General features: G+C 60.2%; 17 protein-coding genes. 5 read left to right on the top strand and 12 right to left on the bottom strand.

Annotated features, from left to right (window positions below):
• Positions 1 to 172 precede the first annotated feature (172 nt).
• From PMI37_RS29600 to PMI37_RS29575, 5 genes are all read right to left on the bottom strand, one after another.
• Complete coding sequence (locus tag PMI37_RS29600; protein ID WP_008088422.1) at positions 173 to 1,396, bottom strand: MFS transporter; 1,224 nt, start codon at positions 1,394 to 1,396, stop codon at positions 173 to 175.
• On the bottom strand, positions 1,389 to 2,366 hold the full coding sequence (locus tag PMI37_RS29595) for a diiron oxygenase (protein WP_008088420.1): 978 nt from the start codon (positions 2,364 to 2,366) through the stop codon (positions 1,389 to 1,391). The genes PMI37_RS29600 and PMI37_RS29595 overlap by 8 nt, the downstream gene beginning before the upstream one ends.
• Positions 2,363 to 3,436: a SagB family peptide dehydrogenase gene (locus PMI37_RS29590; RefSeq protein WP_008088418.1), complete on the bottom strand. Its 1,074-nt coding sequence runs from the start codon at positions 3,434 to 3,436 to the stop codon at positions 2,363 to 2,365. The genes PMI37_RS29595 and PMI37_RS29590 overlap by 4 nt, the downstream gene beginning before the upstream one ends.
• A gap of 444 nt (positions 3,437 to 3,880) precedes the next feature.
• Complete coding sequence (locus tag PMI37_RS29580) at positions 3,881 to 5,077, bottom strand: class I SAM-dependent rRNA methyltransferase (protein ID WP_008088415.1); 1,197 nt, start codon at positions 5,075 to 5,077, stop codon at positions 3,881 to 3,883.
• Positions 5,078 to 5,438: 361 nt separating this feature from the next.
• Positions 5,439 to 5,978: a type 1 glutamine amidotransferase domain-containing protein gene (locus PMI37_RS29575; protein WP_008088413.1), complete on the bottom strand. Its 540-nt coding sequence runs from the start codon at positions 5,976 to 5,978 to the stop codon at positions 5,439 to 5,441.
• Between the two features lie 227 nt (positions 5,979 to 6,205).
• Here PMI37_RS29575 and PMI37_RS29570 point away from each other — a divergent pair, with 227 nt between their 5' ends.
• From PMI37_RS29570 to PMI37_RS29560, 3 genes are all read left to right on the top strand, one after another.
• A complete protein-coding gene (locus tag PMI37_RS29570) occupies positions 6,206 to 7,018 on the top strand; it encodes an HDOD domain-containing protein (RefSeq protein ID WP_177323348.1) in 813 nt (270 codons plus the stop codon).
• A gap of 12 nt (positions 7,019 to 7,030) precedes the next feature.
• Positions 7,031 to 7,843, top strand: coding sequence for a bifunctional DNA-formamidopyrimidine glycosylase/DNA-(apurinic or apyrimidinic site) lyase (gene mutM, locus PMI37_RS29565; protein ID WP_008088409.1), 813 nt, complete (start codon positions 7,031 to 7,033; stop codon positions 7,841 to 7,843).
• 69 nt (positions 7,844 to 7,912) lie between these two features.
• The gene (locus PMI37_RS29560; RefSeq protein WP_008088407.1) at positions 7,913 to 8,236 is read left to right on the top strand and encodes a hypothetical protein; all 324 of its coding nucleotides are present in this window, start codon (positions 7,913 to 7,915) and stop codon (positions 8,234 to 8,236) included.
• 75 nt (positions 8,237 to 8,311) lie between these two features.
• Here the strand turns inward: PMI37_RS29560 and PMI37_RS29555 are convergent, their stop codons facing one another.
• The 5 genes from PMI37_RS29555 to PMI37_RS29535 all read right to left on the bottom strand — a co-directional run bounded on the left by PMI37_RS29555 (position 8,312) and on the right by PMI37_RS29535 (position 13,023).
• Positions 8,312 to 8,563 (bottom strand): YfhL family 4Fe-4S dicluster ferredoxin, encoded by a 252-nt coding sequence (locus tag PMI37_RS29555; RefSeq protein ID WP_003213796.1) that lies wholly within the window; start codon positions 8,561 to 8,563, stop codon positions 8,312 to 8,314.
• A gap of 145 nt (positions 8,564 to 8,708) precedes the next feature.
• Positions 8,709 to 9,188 carry a pantetheine-phosphate adenylyltransferase gene (gene coaD / locus PMI37_RS29550; RefSeq protein WP_008088403.1) on the bottom strand — a complete coding sequence of 160 codons (480 nt, stop codon included), beginning with the start codon at positions 9,186 to 9,188 and terminating at the stop codon, positions 8,709 to 8,711.
• 115 nt (positions 9,189 to 9,303) lie between these two features.
• Positions 9,304 to 10,899, bottom strand: coding sequence for a GMC family oxidoreductase (locus PMI37_RS29545; protein ID WP_008088400.1), 1,596 nt, complete (start codon positions 10,897 to 10,899; stop codon positions 9,304 to 9,306).
• Positions 10,900 to 11,018: 119 nt separating this feature from the next.
• On the bottom strand, positions 11,019 to 11,564 hold the full coding sequence (locus PMI37_RS29540; protein ID WP_008088398.1) for a hypothetical protein: 546 nt from the start codon (positions 11,562 to 11,564) through the stop codon (positions 11,019 to 11,021).
• A 28-nt stretch (positions 11,565 to 11,592) separates the two neighbouring features.
• Positions 11,593 to 13,023 (bottom strand): coniferyl aldehyde dehydrogenase, encoded by a 1,431-nt coding sequence (locus tag PMI37_RS29535; protein ID WP_008088396.1) that lies wholly within the window; start codon positions 13,021 to 13,023, stop codon positions 11,593 to 11,595.
• 146 nt (positions 13,024 to 13,169) lie between these two features.
• Here PMI37_RS29535 and PMI37_RS29530 point away from each other — a divergent pair, with 146 nt between their 5' ends.
• Both PMI37_RS29530 and PMI37_RS29525 read left to right on the top strand, forming a co-directional pair.
• Positions 13,170 to 13,841 (top strand): TetR/AcrR family transcriptional regulator, encoded by a 672-nt coding sequence (locus PMI37_RS29530; protein WP_008088393.1) that lies wholly within the window; start codon positions 13,170 to 13,172, stop codon positions 13,839 to 13,841.
• A 32-nt stretch (positions 13,842 to 13,873) separates the two neighbouring features.
• A complete protein-coding gene (locus tag PMI37_RS29525) occupies positions 13,874 to 14,728 on the top strand; it encodes a sulfurtransferase (protein ID WP_008088391.1) in 855 nt (284 codons plus the stop codon).
• Positions 14,729 to 14,805: 77 nt separating this feature from the next.
• Here the strand turns inward: PMI37_RS29525 and PMI37_RS29520 are convergent, their stop codons facing one another.
• Together PMI37_RS29520 and PMI37_RS29515 are read right to left on the bottom strand one after the other, a co-directional pair.
• Positions 14,806 to 15,636, bottom strand: coding sequence for an AraC family transcriptional regulator (locus tag PMI37_RS29520; protein ID WP_008088390.1), 831 nt, complete (start codon positions 15,634 to 15,636; stop codon positions 14,806 to 14,808).
• Positions 15,633 to 15,877, bottom strand: a 245-nt coding sequence (locus PMI37_RS29515) for an alpha/beta fold hydrolase (RefSeq protein WP_008088388.1), incomplete at its 5' end; no start/stop codon positions are given. The genes PMI37_RS29520 and PMI37_RS29515, both read right to left, overlap by 4 nt.

Raw genomic sequence — 15,877 nt, 5'->3', positions numbered from 1 at the left:
CGGAAGCTGCCGATGACGTTGCGGGATCGCCGCTGGTCTCAGCCTGAGCTCATAAACCCGCCGGGGGATGAATGGCGATGAATCAGGCGATTCTACACCGCTGGCGTCTGGAGGGAATGGCGCAAAGTGTTGTTCCAGCGCCGACGGTGTGTGCGGCATGACGACCGGCAGGCTAATCGCCGCCAATGGCGCTGGCCTCGCAGACTCTGGCGCGCTGGCTGATGCGCCAGTTGAGCATCAATGCCACGCCGCTGAGCAGCATAAAGCTGTAGCCCAGTGTCGATTGCAGGTTGGCTGTGCTCAAGCTGATCAAGGCGCTGATCAGCCCGCCGCAAATAAAGATGAGGGTACTGCCGGCCGAGGCTGAAGTGCCGGCCGCCTCGGGGAACAGGCCCATGGCCCTCGACGTCGCTGCCGGGCGAGTAATGGTGGTGCCGGCGGTGCAGATCAGCATCGGAATCAGCACGGTCGCCGGCGCCAGGACAAAATTCGAGGACAGGTAGAGCATCGCCAGTCCCGCCAAGAGGATCAGGCTCAAGCCGACGATGATTTGCTGGCCGGGCGTTATCCTGCGGCTGAGTAGCGTGGCGACGATGCCGCCAACCACATACGCGGCCCCGTAAACCAGCAGGATCAGCGAAAAGTCATAGGGCGCCAATTGCAGTTGGTCCATGAAGATCAGCGGTGAAATGACGATGAACGAGAAGTGGCAGGCAAAGGCGAAGGCCGATATCAGCCAGTAACCGACAAACTCGAAATTCCCCAGTACCCGTCGATATGACTGAGTGAAACCCAGGCGTGCGCCGCTGTGGGCCGGACGGCTGTTGTCCAGAAACGCCCAGGCCTTGATCATCACCACGGCGGCCAGCGCGACAAACACCCAAAAGCTGCCACGCCAGCCAAGCCAGGCTTGCAGGAACGTGCCGGCCAGCGGTGATACCGAGATGAACAGCCCCGAAGCCGTGACCATCAGGATACGCAGTCGATCACGCTGTTCGCCTTCGAACAGATCCTGCACGAGGGCCTGGGACAACACGAAACAGCCGCAGCCCAAGGCCTGCATGAGTCGGAACAGCAGAAACAGCCGGTAATCGCTGGTGGCCACGCACCCGAGGGCACCGAGAATCGAAATCGTCATGCCCAGTAGCAGCAAACCCTTGCGCCCGATGACATCGGACAGGGGCCCGATCAGCAATTGAGCGAAGGAAATGCCCACGGCGAACAGACTGATCGACAGCGCGATGTCCGCCGGGGTGCTGCCGAAGTGTTCGGCCAGCGCCGGAAACGAGGGCAGCAGGACATCCAGTGGAAATACCCCCAGCAGCACCATCGCCAGCAGCAGGCTGACTGCTCCGCGCCGTTGGCGGGCGGTTACCACAGATTTTCCTTCATCCATCGATCAGTCCTGCCTTGGCAAAGAGTTTCTGGTTGTGGGCGAGTGCGAAAAATCCGGCCTTTTTCAGGGCATCCAGCGTCGCGGTTGCACCCGTTCTGGCGCGCTGACGGCTGGCATTGGCGTTGATCAAGCCATCGAGAATTTCCCTGATAGCGCTGTCGGCGATAGCCTCACTGCGCAGACTTTGTTGCAGCCATTGCTCATCGACCTCGAAAAAAATCCTGATGACCTCCAACAGTATTTTTGCGCTGAACATGCGCTGGCGGCTGTTCAGGGTCAGCCAGAGGTAATGAAAAACCTCGGCGAAATAGCGGCTGTGACGGGCCTCGTCAGCGAGGTGATCGCGCAGCATGTCGCTCACACTGGATACCAGGCTGTCGCGGCAGACATCGAGCAACTCCCGGGCAATGATGGTTTCCGATACGAATCCAAGCAGAAACCAGGCCAGCGGGCGGTTGCCTTCCGGGGTGCGTGCAATCACTGCGTTCAAGCGAGTGATGCGCAACGGCATCGCCGGGCGATCGGTGATGCCATGCAGGCGGGCGATCTGTTCGGCGAGTTGATGGGAAAACAGCGCGTGATAGCCCTCGTCGGTGTAGAGCTGCAGGGCGGCGTTTTTCATGCGCGAGGGCACGTAGGCGGGCAACTCGCCGTGGACGATGGTTTCGACGGCCCGGTTGACGATGCGGTGTTCGAGCAGTGTGGTGTAGTCGAGAAAGTGCACCAGATGCCTGGCCGCCAGGCTGTGGGTGACTGCGCTGCCCGCAGCCTGGATGACCGGGTGTGCGAGGTACGGAAGAAAGGCGGGTGGAAACCAGTGGCGGGTTTGCAGTTGCTGCGCCAGATCCGGCGGCAGTTGGTAATCGTGTTGGCTGGAACGTACCGAAGCGCGATTGTTCCAGTCGCTGAGAATGAACTTGTGTGCCCACGACTCGGGGGCTTCGGTCTGCTGCTGAATCTGTGAGCTCATGTTTGGGCCTGCTGCAACAGATCCTGCATTTCCTGGCACATGGCCTGACCGTCGCTGGCGCCACAACCGACGAAGAACAGCGGTTGTTCCGCGCTGCCAGTGATGCTCAGCAAGGTTTCGACCTGATCATCCGAGAACGCTCCGGTCAGCCAGGTGCCGAAGCCCAGTGCGGTGGCCACCAGCTGGAAGGATTGTGAGAGATGGCCCGCTTCGACGAATGCCATGCGATAGGCTCGGGAATGCTCGTATTTCCACCAGAGCTTGTCGAAGCGCGCGGTGATGAACAGCCCCAGCGGCAAGTTGTTGATGAAGTGTTGGCCGCCGAGCAGCAGGCCCAGTGCCGACTCCGGCAGTGGGTTGATAAGGCTCAAGGCATGTTCTGCCGGATGATAGGCATAGACGCCGGGCTGCAGGCCGCTGACGTTCTGTGCCAGAACAAAGCCCTCGCAGGCATTCAGTCCACCACCCGAGGGGCTGCTGCGACGCGCGTCGAGACCGTTGGCAATGCTGTCGTCGCGGTCGTTGTCGCGCTCGTGTAAATAGCCGAAGGATAGATAGAGCAGGGTGGCGACATCATTCAATGTGATCGCTTCACCGGTATAGGAACGGCAGGTTTTGCGCTCGCGCAGCGCGTGGCCAAGGCTGTCATCGGTCAACACGCGGGACGCCGGGAGCGCGATGCGCGGCTGCGTGTCCTGTGCCGGGCGCTCTGTCGCGGGCGCCGGTTTGGCCAGCACTTCATTGCAGTGGCTCAGGTATTGTCTGGACCACTCTTGGATATTCTGTGGTGGTTGTTCGCACGGAATGTTTTGTGTGCCGATGTGATAAATCTTCGACAGTTCATCCCAGCCCCATTCTGGGCTGTCAATCTTTGAAGCAGTTATTATTCCTGCGTTTAATAGTTGGGTGTCTATTATATTGTCTTGATTGAACAAGTTTGGGTTGTTGATAAGTTTTGCAAGTCTACAAGAGTAATCAAGATCCAGTTCGTGCTGGAGGTGGTCTTTGTAATTCCAGACTATGAATCCGGGCGTGCGCGGCAATATGAATAAGTACGGATTGATGTGCATGTTCAATGCTTCACTCTGGAGAGGTCTGAAGGACGCTGGGGTGCCGGCACTCCCCAGCGTCCTGACTTACTTAGCGGGCTTTAGGGGCAACCAGAAAAGCCAGGTTTGCGATTTTGTTAGTTTCCAGAGTAATTGCTTTCATAGTATGAACTCCTTGTTCATCGAGATTGAATGCCACCTCGTGGTGACAACTTAATCATAGTTTGTAATTGATTAATGGCAAGCGGAGATTAAGTAGGAAGATTCCGTAAATTTGTCGGAGCAAACCTTGCTTCAGGCCTGTGCTTGTAAGTTGTTTTCCACTGTTTTAAAGACGCAGAGAAATTTCCTGCACGCTGCCAGGAAGTTAGTTGTAGGAAAAGAAAAAACTGAATGGCAATCGACGGCCTTGCACCGCCCGAAAACAAGCGGGGAGCCCTTGGGCTCCCCGCTTTTGCTCGGCTATCAGCTGTTAGGCAGCAGGCGGCAGGTGATGCTCTTGATGTAGCGCGTTTCGGGGATCGCCGGGTGCACCGGGTGATCCGGGCCCTGACCGCCGCGTTCGAGCATCTGGATGTTGCGATCCAGGTGACGGGCGCTGGTCAGCAGGATGTTCTGCAGATCGTCTTCCGGCAGGTGCATCGAGCACGAAGCGCTGACCAGGATGCCGTCCTTGTTGAGCAGGCGCATGGCTTGCTCGTTCAGACGACGGTAGGCGCCTTCGCCGTTCTTCATGTCTTTCTTGCGTTTGATGAACGCCGGCGGATCGGCAACGATCACGTCGAAACGCTCTTCGCTGGCTTTCAGCTCTTTCAGCGCTTCGAAGACGTCGCCTTCGATGCAGGTCATCTTGTCGGCGAAACCGTTCAACGCAGCGTTGCGCTCAACGCCGTCGAGGGCGAAGGCCGACGCATCGACGCAGAACACTTCACTGGCGCCGAAAGCGGCAGCCTGCACGCCCCAACCACCGATGTAGCTATAAAGGTCGAGAACGCGTTTGCCTTTGGCGTACGGCGCCAGGCGCGCGCGGTTCATGCGGTGGTCGTAGAACCAGCCGGTTTTCTGACCCTGGATGACCGGGGCTTCGAATTTCACGCCGTTCTCTTCCAGCGCCACCCACTCCGGCACCAGGCCGAACACGGTTTCGACGTAGCGGTTGAGGCCTTCGGCATCACGCGCAGCGGAGTCGTTCTTGAACAGGATGCCGCTTGGCTTGAGCACTTGGGTCAGCGCCGCGATCACGTCGTCTTTGTGCGCTTCCATGGTCGCCGAGGCGATCTGCACGACGAGGATGTCGCCGAAACGGTCAACCACCAGGCCTGGCAACAGGTCGGAATCACCGTAGACCAGACGATAGAACGGCTTGTCGAACAGGCGATCGCGCAGCGACAGGGCCACGTTGAGGCGATGTACCAGCAGCGATTTGTCCAGTTGCAGCTTGATGTCGCGGGACACCAGACGGGCGCAGATCAGGTTGTTCGGGCTCATCGCTACGATGCCCAGGGTTTTGCCGCCGGCGGCTTCGAGGATCGCCTGATCGCCGGCCTTGAAGCCGTGCAATGGGGTGGCGGCCACATCGATTTCGTTGCTGTAGACCCACAAGTGGCCGTTGCGCAGGCGACGGTCGGCATTGGCTTTGAGGCGCAGGCTAGGCAGGGACATGACGTCGCTCCGGAAAAAAGAGCGGGAGTATAGCGCGTCAGGCCGGCTGATTGGCCGGCAAATGGACATGTGGTGCGTTCCCAATGTGGGGGGATTTGCCTGTGGCCAGGGGACTTATCTGTGGCTAGGGGATTTACCTGTAGCTAGAGGATTTATCTGTGGCGAGGGGATTTATCCCCGTTGGACGGCGCAGCCGTCCCAAGGCCATCTGACACGGTATGTCTGATACACCGCGCTGTCAGGTTTTGCGACTGCTGCGCAGCCGAACGGGGATAAATCCCCTCGCCACAATAGATCAGTGTGAAAGGAGAAAAGCATTCCCCTGTGGAAGTGGGCTTGCTCGCGAAGACTGCCTTGAAAGCTAGGCAGACAGTGTATCGATCAACTCTTTGCTGAACGCCGGAATATCATCCGGCTGCCGGCTGCTGATCAGGTTGCCGTCCTTGACCACTTCTTTGTCCACCCAGTGCACGCCAGCGTTCACCAGATCATCCTTGACGGTTTTATAGCTGGTCATGGTTTTGCCATTGACCAGCCCGGCGGAAATCAACAGCCAGCTGCCATGACAGATCACTGCGATCGGTTTGCCGGCCGAGGCGCCGGTCTTGACCAGATGCTGGGCATCCTGATCGATACGAATAGTGTCGGAGTTCTGCACGCCGCCCGGCAGCACCACGGCGTCGTACTGCTCGATACTCGCCGCCTGGAACGTCTGGTCGACGGTGAAGTCGTCCGCCGGTTTGTCGTGATTCCAGCCTTTGACCTTGCCGGCCTCGGCCGAAAGGATGTCGACCTGCGCGCCAGCCTGCTCCAGCGCCTGCTTGGGACCTGTCAATTCAACCTGTTCGAAACCATCGGTTACCAAAAAAGCGACGCGCTTGCCGTTGAGGGAGGTGGCCATCGATAAGCTCCTGAGTCTGTGGGGATTTGTTGCCGCACCGGACAGAAATTGTCCGTCGGGCCTTACGAAATCCGAAGCCTGAGCTTGAATGAAAGTTCCTCCGATGTGCCCATTGGTGTGTCCCCGTCCAGTTTCAGCGGTTAGAATCGCCGCCTGTCCCAGAGTGTGTACTTATGTCCCAAGAGCTGACCACCGAACAGATTCAACAATCGCTGCAAGGCATCAGTGTGCCCGCGCAACCGCAGATCATGGTGGATCTGCAAATGGAGCAGTACATGCCCGACCCGGACCTGGAGGTGATCGCCAAGCTGATCGCGCAGGACCCTGGCCTGTCCGGCTCGCTGCTGAAAATCGTCAACTCGCCGTATTACGGCTTGAGCAACAAGATCACCTCGATCCAGCGTGCGGTGAACCTGTTGGGCAGCCGTTCGATCATCAACCTGATTAATGCGCAGTCGATCAAGGGCGAGATGAACGACGACACCATCGTCACCCTCAACCGTTTCTGGGACACCGCCCAGGATGTGGCGATGACGTGCCTGACCCTGGCCAAACGCGTTGGCACCCAGGCCGGTGACGAGGCTTATGCCTTGGGCCTGTTCCACGATTGCGGCGTGCCGCTGATGTTGCAGCGCTTCCCCAATTACATGACGGTGCTGGAAAAGGCTTACGCCAACGCCAGCCCGGAATGCCGCGTGGTCGACACTGAAAACAGCGAGTTCAACACCAACCATGCCGTGGTCGGTTATTACACCGCCAAGTCGTGGCGTCTGCCGGAACACGTCAGCGCTGCCATCGCCAATCACCACAATGCCTTGGCGATTTTCAGCGATGAATCGTCGCGCAACAGCCAGCTGAAAAACCTGCTGGCGATCCTGAAGATGGCCGAGCACATTTGCGCCTCTTATCGCGTGCTGGGCAATCAGACCGAAGATTTCGAATGGAACGCGGTCGGGCCGCTGGTACTCGATTACGTAGGGCTGTCGGATTACGACTTCGAATCCCTCAAACAAACGATCCGCGACCTCGGCGCGCATTGATTCGAGAACACCATGCCTGAATTGCCGGAAGTCGAAACCACCCGCCGCGGCATTGCCCCGCATCTGGAAGGCCAGCGCGTCAGCCGGGTGATCGTGCGTGATCGGCGCTTGCGCTGGCCGATCCCGGAAGACCTCGATGTGCGCCTGTCGGGGCAGCGTATCGTGCTGGTCGAACGGCGGGCCAAGTATCTGCTGATCAACGCCGAAGTCGGCACGTTGATCAGCCATTTGGGCATGTCCGGGAATTTGCGTCTGGTCGAAGTCGGCCTGCCGGCGTTGAAGCATGAGCATGTCGATATCGAGCTGGAATCGGGGCTGGCGCTGCGCTACACCGATCCGCGCCGGTTCGGTGCGATGCTCTGGAGTAACGATCCGCTCAATCATGAGCTGCTGATTCGTCTCGGGCCGGAGCCGTTGACCGATCTGTTCGACGGCGAGCGGCTGTTCCAGCTGTCGCGCGGGCGGTCGATGGCGGTCAAGCCGTTCATCATGGACAACGCGGTGGTGGTGGGCGTCGGCAATATTTACGCGACCGAAGCGCTGTTCGCTGCCGGGATTGACCCGCGTCGCGAGGCCGGCGGCATTTCCCGCGCGCGTTATCTGAAGTTGGCGATCGAGATCAAACGCATCCTTGCTGCTGCCATCGAGCGCGGCGGCACCACGTTGCGTGACTTCATCGGCGGCGACGGCCAGCCAGGCTATTTCCAGCAGGAGCTGTATGTTTATGGCCGTGGAAACGAACACTGCAAGGTCTGTGGCACCGGTTTGCGTGAGGTGAAACTGGGCCAGCGCGCCAGTGTGTTCTGCCCGCGCTGTCAGAGCTGAGGCAAACGGCTGAAACAGTCCTACGGTCTATAGTGAGTTGTCTCACTGTTCAGCCCGAAGGATCGTGCCATGAAATCCTTGCAAGTCCTGTTTGTCACCCTGCTGCTGTGTACCAGTCTGGCCGTTCAGGCCACGCAGAGCGGCAGCGGTGATCCGCGCTACACCATCCAGAATCCCCCGGCCTACGCGATGATCGGCGACTTGCTGATTGCCCGACCTTTATTGGTGGTGGCGACAGTGATTGGTGCGGGGGTGTTTGTCGTGTCGTTGCCGTTTACCGCGTTGGGTGGCGGGGTGGGCGATGCGGGGCAGGCGTTGGTGGTGGATCCGGCGAGGGCGGCGTTTGTGCGGTGCCTGGGGTGTACGGGAGAGGGGTTTGAGCAGCGCGAGTGAAAAGATCGCAGCCTGCGGCAGCTCCTACATGAGATCTGTGTAGGAGCTGCCGCAGGCTGCGATCTTTTTAGCGATTCAGGCCTTGCCGGTGATCAGCCGATACTTTTCCATCAACTGTTCTTCAGTCTCCGGATGCGCCTCGTCCAGCGGAATGCAATCCACCGGGCAGACCTGTTGGCACTGCGGTTCGTCGTAGTGGCCGACACACTGGGTGCACAGGTTCGGGTCGATCACGTAGATCTCTTCGCCTTGGGAGATGGCGGCGTTCGGGCACTCGGGTTCGCAGACGTCGCAGTTGATGCAATCGTCGGTGATGATCAGGGACATGCTAACTCCAGCCGGGGCGGCAGGCCCGGGCGCTATAAATCAATGCGCGCAATTGTGCCGCATTGGCGAGCGCAGTGCACGCGGGTGCGATCAAGGGCACTGATAGCTGCGATCAAAAAACAAAGATCGCAGCCTGCGGCAGCGCCTACTTTTTGAAGCGTAGGGTCAGGGCGTCGGCCACGGCGGGGTGGACGAACTTGCTGATATCGCCGCCCAGCGCGGCAATTTCCCGCACCAGCGTCGACGAAATGAACGAATAACGCTCGGACGGGGTGAGAAACAGGCTCTCGACATCCGGCGCCAACTGGCGATTCATGTTGGCCAGCTGGAATTCGTATTCGAAGTCCGACACCGCGCGCAAACCACGCAGGAACACGTTGGCGTTCTGCTCTTTGGCGAAATGCGCAAGCAGCGTCGAGAAACCGACCACTTCCACGTTCGGCAGGTGGCTGGTGACCTCGCGAGCCAGTTCAACCCGTTGTTCCAGCGGGAACAGCGGGTTTTTCTTCGGGCTGGCAGCGACCGCAATAATCACGTGATCGAACAGGCGCGAGGCGCGTTCGACCAGATCGCCATGGCCCTTGGTAATAGGGTCGAAGGTACCTGGGTACAACACTCGGTTCATCGCGTCGTCCTGGCGGGAGTCCGTTGGGGAGTCGGATGGTATCGCAGCCGTCCCGGTCGGCCAAGTCGCCTGTTGGGTAAGAAAGCACTATAGACGAGGGCAATTATCCGCTTTTTCATGGATTTTTCAGCCGCTCGGCGAGGGCCGTCGCCAGTTGCGCGGTCAGGCCGTACACCGACAGCTGCGGGTTGGCGCCAATGCTGGTGGGGAAGAGCGAGCCATCGTGAATCGACAGATTAGCCAGTTGATGATGACGGCCGAGGCTGTCGGTGACGGCGGTTTTCGGGTCTTCACCCATCGCGCAGCCACCCATGACGTGGGCGCTGCCCAGGCGCGTGCGGTACAGCTCAAGGCTCAGGCCATCGATCAGCGTGCGCGCTTCGGCCAGGCTGTTCACGTAACGGGCGTCGGCGTGCATCGGCATCACCGATTTCGCGCCGCCGGCGAACTGGATTTCCGCCATGACGTGAAAGGCTTTGCGCAAACCTTCCCAAGCGTACGGCGACACCTGGTAGTCGAGCACCGGCGAGCCGTCACCGCGTAATTCCACGGCGCCGCCGCTGCTGTCCGGGTGAAAACCGTCACGCAGCAAGGCGAGCATGGCGTGGGTGTGCGGCAGATCAGCCATGTGCTGCGCGTTCTCCTGGCCGAAACCGCCGAGCAGCGTTGCCGCCAGCGCCGGGTGCAGCGGCGGCACTTCGAGTTTGAACGCCATCGGCCCGGTGGTGCCGTCCTTCCACTGAAAATGGTCGGAGTAGATCGACTGCGGCGCTCCGTAGAACGGATTGACCACCTCATCGAAGCGCGCGGCGGACATGTTCACCGGATGCAGAAATGTACGCTTGCCGACATTCTTGTGTGGATCCGGCGCGTCCGAGCGCAGTAGCAACGCCGGGCTGTTGATGCCGCCGCCAGCCAGCACGTAATGCCGCGCCTTGACGGTGATGGTGCGCCCGGTCGGTTCGACGCAGCGCTCGTCCATCGCCACGCAGTGCAGGCCGGTGACTTTGTCGCCGTTGATCAGCAGTTTGTCGGCGCGGGCCAGATAGAGCAGTTCACCGCCCTTTTCCAATGTCGCGGGAATGGTAGTGACCATCATCGATTGCTTGGCGTTGGTCGGACAGCCCATGCCGCAGTAGCCCAGATTCCAGCAGCCGCGTACGTTGCGCGGGATCACGTGCCAGCTGTAGCCGAGTTGCTCGCAGCCTTTGCGGATCACGTCGTTGTTGGCGTTGGGCGGCACCAGCCACGGCGCGACGCCGAGGCGCTGTTCCATTTTCTCGAACCACGGCGCCATCTCGGCGACGCTGTGGCCCTTGACGTTATGTTCCCGGGCCCAGTGTTCGAGGGTCGGTTCGGGCGTGCGAAAGCTCGATGTCCAGTTGATCAACGTCGTGCCGCCGACCGCGCGACCCTGCAGGATAGTGATCGCGCCGTCCTTGCTCATGCGGCCGATGCCTTCCTGATAAAGGCTGCTGTAAGCCTGATCTTCGAGCATTTTGAAGTCGGAACTGGTTTTCAGCGGGCCTTCTTCGATCAGCAGGACTTTGTAACCGGCGGCGCTGAGGATTTCCGCGGTGGTGCCGCCACCGGCACCGCTGCCGATGATCGCGACGTCGGCTTCCAGGGTCAGGTCGTCGCTCAGTTGTGCGCCGTTGTAGGCTTTCCAGCCTCGGGCGAGGCCTTCGCGGAACGGGTCGGGTACGGGCATCGGTCGGGTTCTCTTGTTTTTGTTGTTTTGGCGGGCCTCATCGCGAGCAGGCTCACTCCTACATTTGGAATGCAATCCCTTGTGGGAGTGAGCTTGCTCGCGATGGGCGCTACACGGTCTCAAACGGTAGGCGGGCCGGGATAACCGCAATGCGCCCAGGATTCGGCGCGGGTGTACCAAGCCATCATCACCATCTGCTGCAACGAGCTATGCCCCATGCGCAACAGACTCAATGAACTGTTCTCCCAGCGCTCAAGGAAATGCCGCATCGCCTCGGCACTGGCATTTTCCCAGCTGCCCCAGATCCCGGTGAGCGGCCCGCGCGTCACGGCCATGCCCAGCACATCGAACAGTTGCCGGGTGAGTTTGAGCATTTCCGGCGACAGGTGATCGAGGCTGTAGTCCAGCGACTTGAGCGTGCCGTCGACAGCACCGGGCATTTTCTCGGCGGCCACGGCGCCGTCGAGCATCACCGGAATCAGCGCGCGCAGAAACAACAGATCGCCGTCGCGCAAGCTGATGAAGCCGTTGGCCGCGATGCTGGAGGAACAACCACTGAGGCTGGCGCCAAGGCCGGCGGTGGCGAGGAACGCCGTGGCGCCGAGGCTGAATTTCAGCAAGCCACGGCGTGACAGCGCAGGTGTTTCGGTCAGGCTTGGGTGCATTGTTGTTATTACCCGGCGGTGACGAACGTTAGCGAATAAACAGCTTCTGGATCAGTTTCTGAATCGATTTGCCGTACGGCGGGTAGATCAATTTGGCCGCGTTGAAGCGCTGTTTGATCAATACGCCTTTGGCCTTGCTGAACGTCAGGAAACCTTCATGCCCGTGGTAATGGCCCATGCCGGATGGGCCGATGCCGCCAAACGGCATATCGTCCTGTGCGACATGCAGCAGCGTGTCGTTCAGGCACACGCCGCCCGAGTGGGTTTCGTGCAGCACGCGGTTTTGTTCGCGTTTGTCGTAGCCGAAGTAGTAAAGAGCCAGAGGTCGCGGGCGCTGATTGATGTAAGCGAATGCCTGCTCCAAGTCCCGATACGGCACGATCGGCAGCAACGGGCCGAAGATTTCGTCCTGCATCACGGTCATTTCGTCGCTGACATTCAACAGCACACTGTGCGGCATGCGCCGGCCCTGGCCCTGTTCGAACAATGGAATCAGCAGCGCGCCCTTGCTGGTGGCATCGCTGACGTAGCCATTGAGTCGCGCCAACTGACGTTCGTTGATGATCGCCGTGTAGTCCGGGTTATCGGCGAGGGTTGGATAGAAGCTCTGCACCGCTTGGCGATAGGCTTCGACGAAGCCGCCGACGCGGTCTTCCGGCACCAATACGTAGTCGGGGGCGACGCAGGTTTGCCCGGCATTCAGGGTTTTGCCGAAGGCGATGCGCTCGGCAGCATCCTTCAGTGGCACGTCGTGGGAGACGATGGCCGGCGACTTGCCGCCCAGCTCCAAAGTGACGGGCGTGAGGTTCTCGGCAGCCGCGCGCATCACATGCTTGCCGACGCTGGTGGAACCGGTGAACAGCAGATGATCAAAGGGCAGGCGCGAGAACGCGACGCCGACATCAGCCTCACCGAGCACCACGCAGACCAGGTCTTCGGGAAACACCCGCGCGAGCAGTTCCTTGAACAACAGCCCGGTGGCCGGGGTCGATTCGCTGAGTTTGAGCATCACCCGGTTACCCGCCGCGAGTGCGCCGACCAGCGGGCCGATGGCCAGGTACAACGGGTAATTCCACGGGACGATCACGCCAATGACGCCCAGCGGCTGGTAGATGACCTTCGCCGCAGCAGGCTGGAACGCCATGCCGACGTGGCGCCGCGATGGTTTCATCCAGCCCCTGAGTCGGCGACTGGCGTAATGAATGCCGTGCAGGCTCGGCATCAGTTCGGCTAGCAGGGTTTCGTCGGCGCTGCGATGGCTGAAATCCGTGCTGATGGCGTCGATCAAGGCCTGGCGCTCGCTGCTCAGCAGATCGCGCAACGTCTTCAGCCATTGCTGGCGCTGGGTCGCAGGTGGCATCGGGTTGGCGGCGTACGCAACGCGTTGCCCGGCAAACAAACGGTTGAGCTCTTCGAGAGGCTGTTGCAGCGTTTGCAGGTAGGCAATATCGGCAGTCATCGTAGGCTCCGGATTTATTGTAGTGATGAACTTTTTAGAGTCTATGCTCTATAAAGTCAAATGACTTCCGTGTGCAGCTTTGTTTTATCCATTTCCGGATAGGTCGTAAGATGCCCCTCACCGCACTCTGAATTAAAGCTCAAGCCATGGCCCCACGAATAAAAACCAGCGAGCGCATCGTGCAGAACAGCCTTGAGCTGTTCAATCAACAGGGCGAGCGCAGCATCAGCACCAACCATATTGCCGCGCACATGGAGATTTCTCCGGGCAACCTGTACTACCACTTCCCCAACAAGCAGGCGATCATCGCCGTGTTGTTCAGTGAGTACGAAGCCTTGGTCGACAGCTTTCTGCGCCCGCCGCAGGGGCGTGGCGCGACGGTGGAAGACAAGCGCTTCTATCTCAAGGAGCTGCTCTCGGCGATGTGGCGTTACCGTTTCCTGCATCGCGATCTTGAGCATCTGCTCGACAGCGATGCGGAACTGGCCGCCCGTTATCGGCGCTTCTCGCAGCGTTGCGTGATTCAGGGCGCGGCGATCTACGAAGGGTTTGTCGCCGCCGGAATCCTCAAGATGGACCGCGTGCAGATCGAATCGCTGACGCTCAACGCCTGGATCATCCTGACGTCGTGGGTACGCTTTCTGTGCACCACCCGCGAAAACTCCAACCACCTCAGCGAGCAGGCAGTTAAACGCGGCGTGTATCAGGTGCTGGTGCTCGAAGCCGGGTTTGTCACCGATGAAGCGCGCGATCAGGTCAATGCGCTGTTCGACGAGTTCTACGTGCCGCTGGCCCAGGCCCTCGAAGACGTGAAATAAACCGTTCTGTTGAAATCCCTCAGGAGCCCGTTATGCCGATTGCGCAGTTGATCAGCCCGCAAACACTGGATGCCCGCAAGGAACAGCCCGGGTTGGTGATTCTCGATTGTCGTTTTGCCCTCGAAGATCCGGATTACGGCCAGCGCAGCTATGCCGAAGGGCACATTGCCGGGGCGAGCTTTGCGGACCTTGAGCGCGACCTCAGCGGTAGAGTGGTCAAGGGCGTCACCGGTCGTCATCCGCTGCCCGAGCCGGCAGAGTTGATCGAGCGCCTGCAAGCCTGGGGCATAAACAGTGACAGCGACGTGGTTTTGTATGACGACGGCCCCGGTGCTTATGCGGCGCGGGCGTGGTGGTTGCTGGCATGGCTGGGCAAGCGCGATGGCGTGTTCATTCTTGATGGCGGGCTCAAGGCATGGCATGCGACGGGTTTGCCGTTGAGTCTGGATGCGCCGACGGTCAGCCGTGGCGATTTCAATGGTCAGCCAGATGAAGCTTTACTACTCAGCGCCGAGCAATTGCAACAGCGCCTGGGCCAGCCGACGCTGACGCTGATCGACGCCCGCGCCTTGCCGCGCTTCAAGGGTGAAGTGGAACCGATCGACCCGGTGGCCGGGCACATTCCCGGTGCGCAGTGCGCGGCGTTCACCGACAACCTTGGCAGCGACGGGCGATTCCTCCCGGCCGATCAGCTCAAGCAGCGCTTTGCGGCGCAACTGGGTGAGCGTTCGCCGTCGGAGCTGGTGGCTTATTGCGGCTCCGGGGTGACGGCGTGTCACAACCTGTTTGCGCTGTGCCTGGCGGGTTATCCGCTGGGTTCGTTATATGCCGGGTCGTGGAGCGAGTGGATCAACGAGCCAGCGCGCGGCATCGCCACCGGCGAATAAGATCAAAAGATCGCAGCCTTCGGCAGCTCCTACATTGGAATGCATTCCCTGTAGGAGCTGCCGCAGGCTGCGATCTTTTAGCTTTTCAGGCGGGCACTGCGATACGCGGCGGGTCCGACGCCATAAGCCTGCTTGAACTGTCGGCTCAAGTGGCTCTGATCGGCAAACCCCAACTGTGTCGCGACTTCCAGCGGCAAGCAGCCACTCTGTAACAAGGCCCGCGCCTGAGCGATGCGCTGCTGCATCAGCCAGGTGTGCGGCGGCATGCCGGTCGCGCGGCGGAACACCCGGGCGAAATGGAACGGCGACAGATTGACCGCCGCCGCCAGCTCTTCCAGCGACGGTGGCGCTGCCAGATGCGTGTGCAGCAGATCCTTGGCGATAAGCACTGCGCGGTGCTCCTTGCCGGGGTTGCCGACTTCTCGCACCGCCGCGTGGCGCTGCAACAGCAGCAACATCATTTCGCGCCACACCGTTTGCTGTTGCAGCGCGGTGGCCGGGCTTTCGAGTAAACGGTGCAACTTTGCAAACCCGCTGACCAGGTCCGGATCGCGATACAGCGTGGCGCCGAAGGCCGGCAGACTGGTCGTCGACAGTTCCAGCTCATCGAGCAGCGAAACAATCTTGCTGGTCTCCGGATAGAACGCCCGATACAGCCAGCCGTCTTCGGTGCCTTTGTGGCCTGTGTGCAGTTCATCCGGGTTGATCAACACCAGCGTGCCGCTGCCGGCCAGATGCTCGGCGCCGCGATAACGGTAGCGCTGAGCGCCGGCCATGATCATGCCGATCACAAAACCGTCGTGTACATGCGGGGCGAAGCGATGATCGATGTAGCGTGCCGACAACAGTTCGACGCCGGCCAGTGGCGCGGTTTGCCAGAAATGGATCGACTCGCCGTGATCGCTCATGTGGGCACGCTGGCCAGCCATCGCGGGATGCGGCGTTCGAGGTAATAACCGGGCTGACGCAGCGAGCCATCGACGAACCCGACGTGGCCGCCGCGTGGTTGCAGCTCAAACGCGGTCGAGGCTGACAGCTCATCAGCCTCGGGCAAACTGTGCGGGAACACGAATGGATCGTCTGCCGCCTGAATAATCAGGGTCGGTGTGCGAATCTCACCGAGAAAATAGCGGCTCGACGCCCGCCGGT

This window comes from Pseudomonas sp. GM80, assembly GCF_000282515.1.
Taxonomy (GTDB): Bacteria; Pseudomonadota; Gammaproteobacteria; order Pseudomonadales; family Pseudomonadaceae; genus Aquipseudomonas.
Note: the sequence above shows the minus strand (reverse complement) of the source record. Positions and strands in the feature narration are given on the sequence as shown.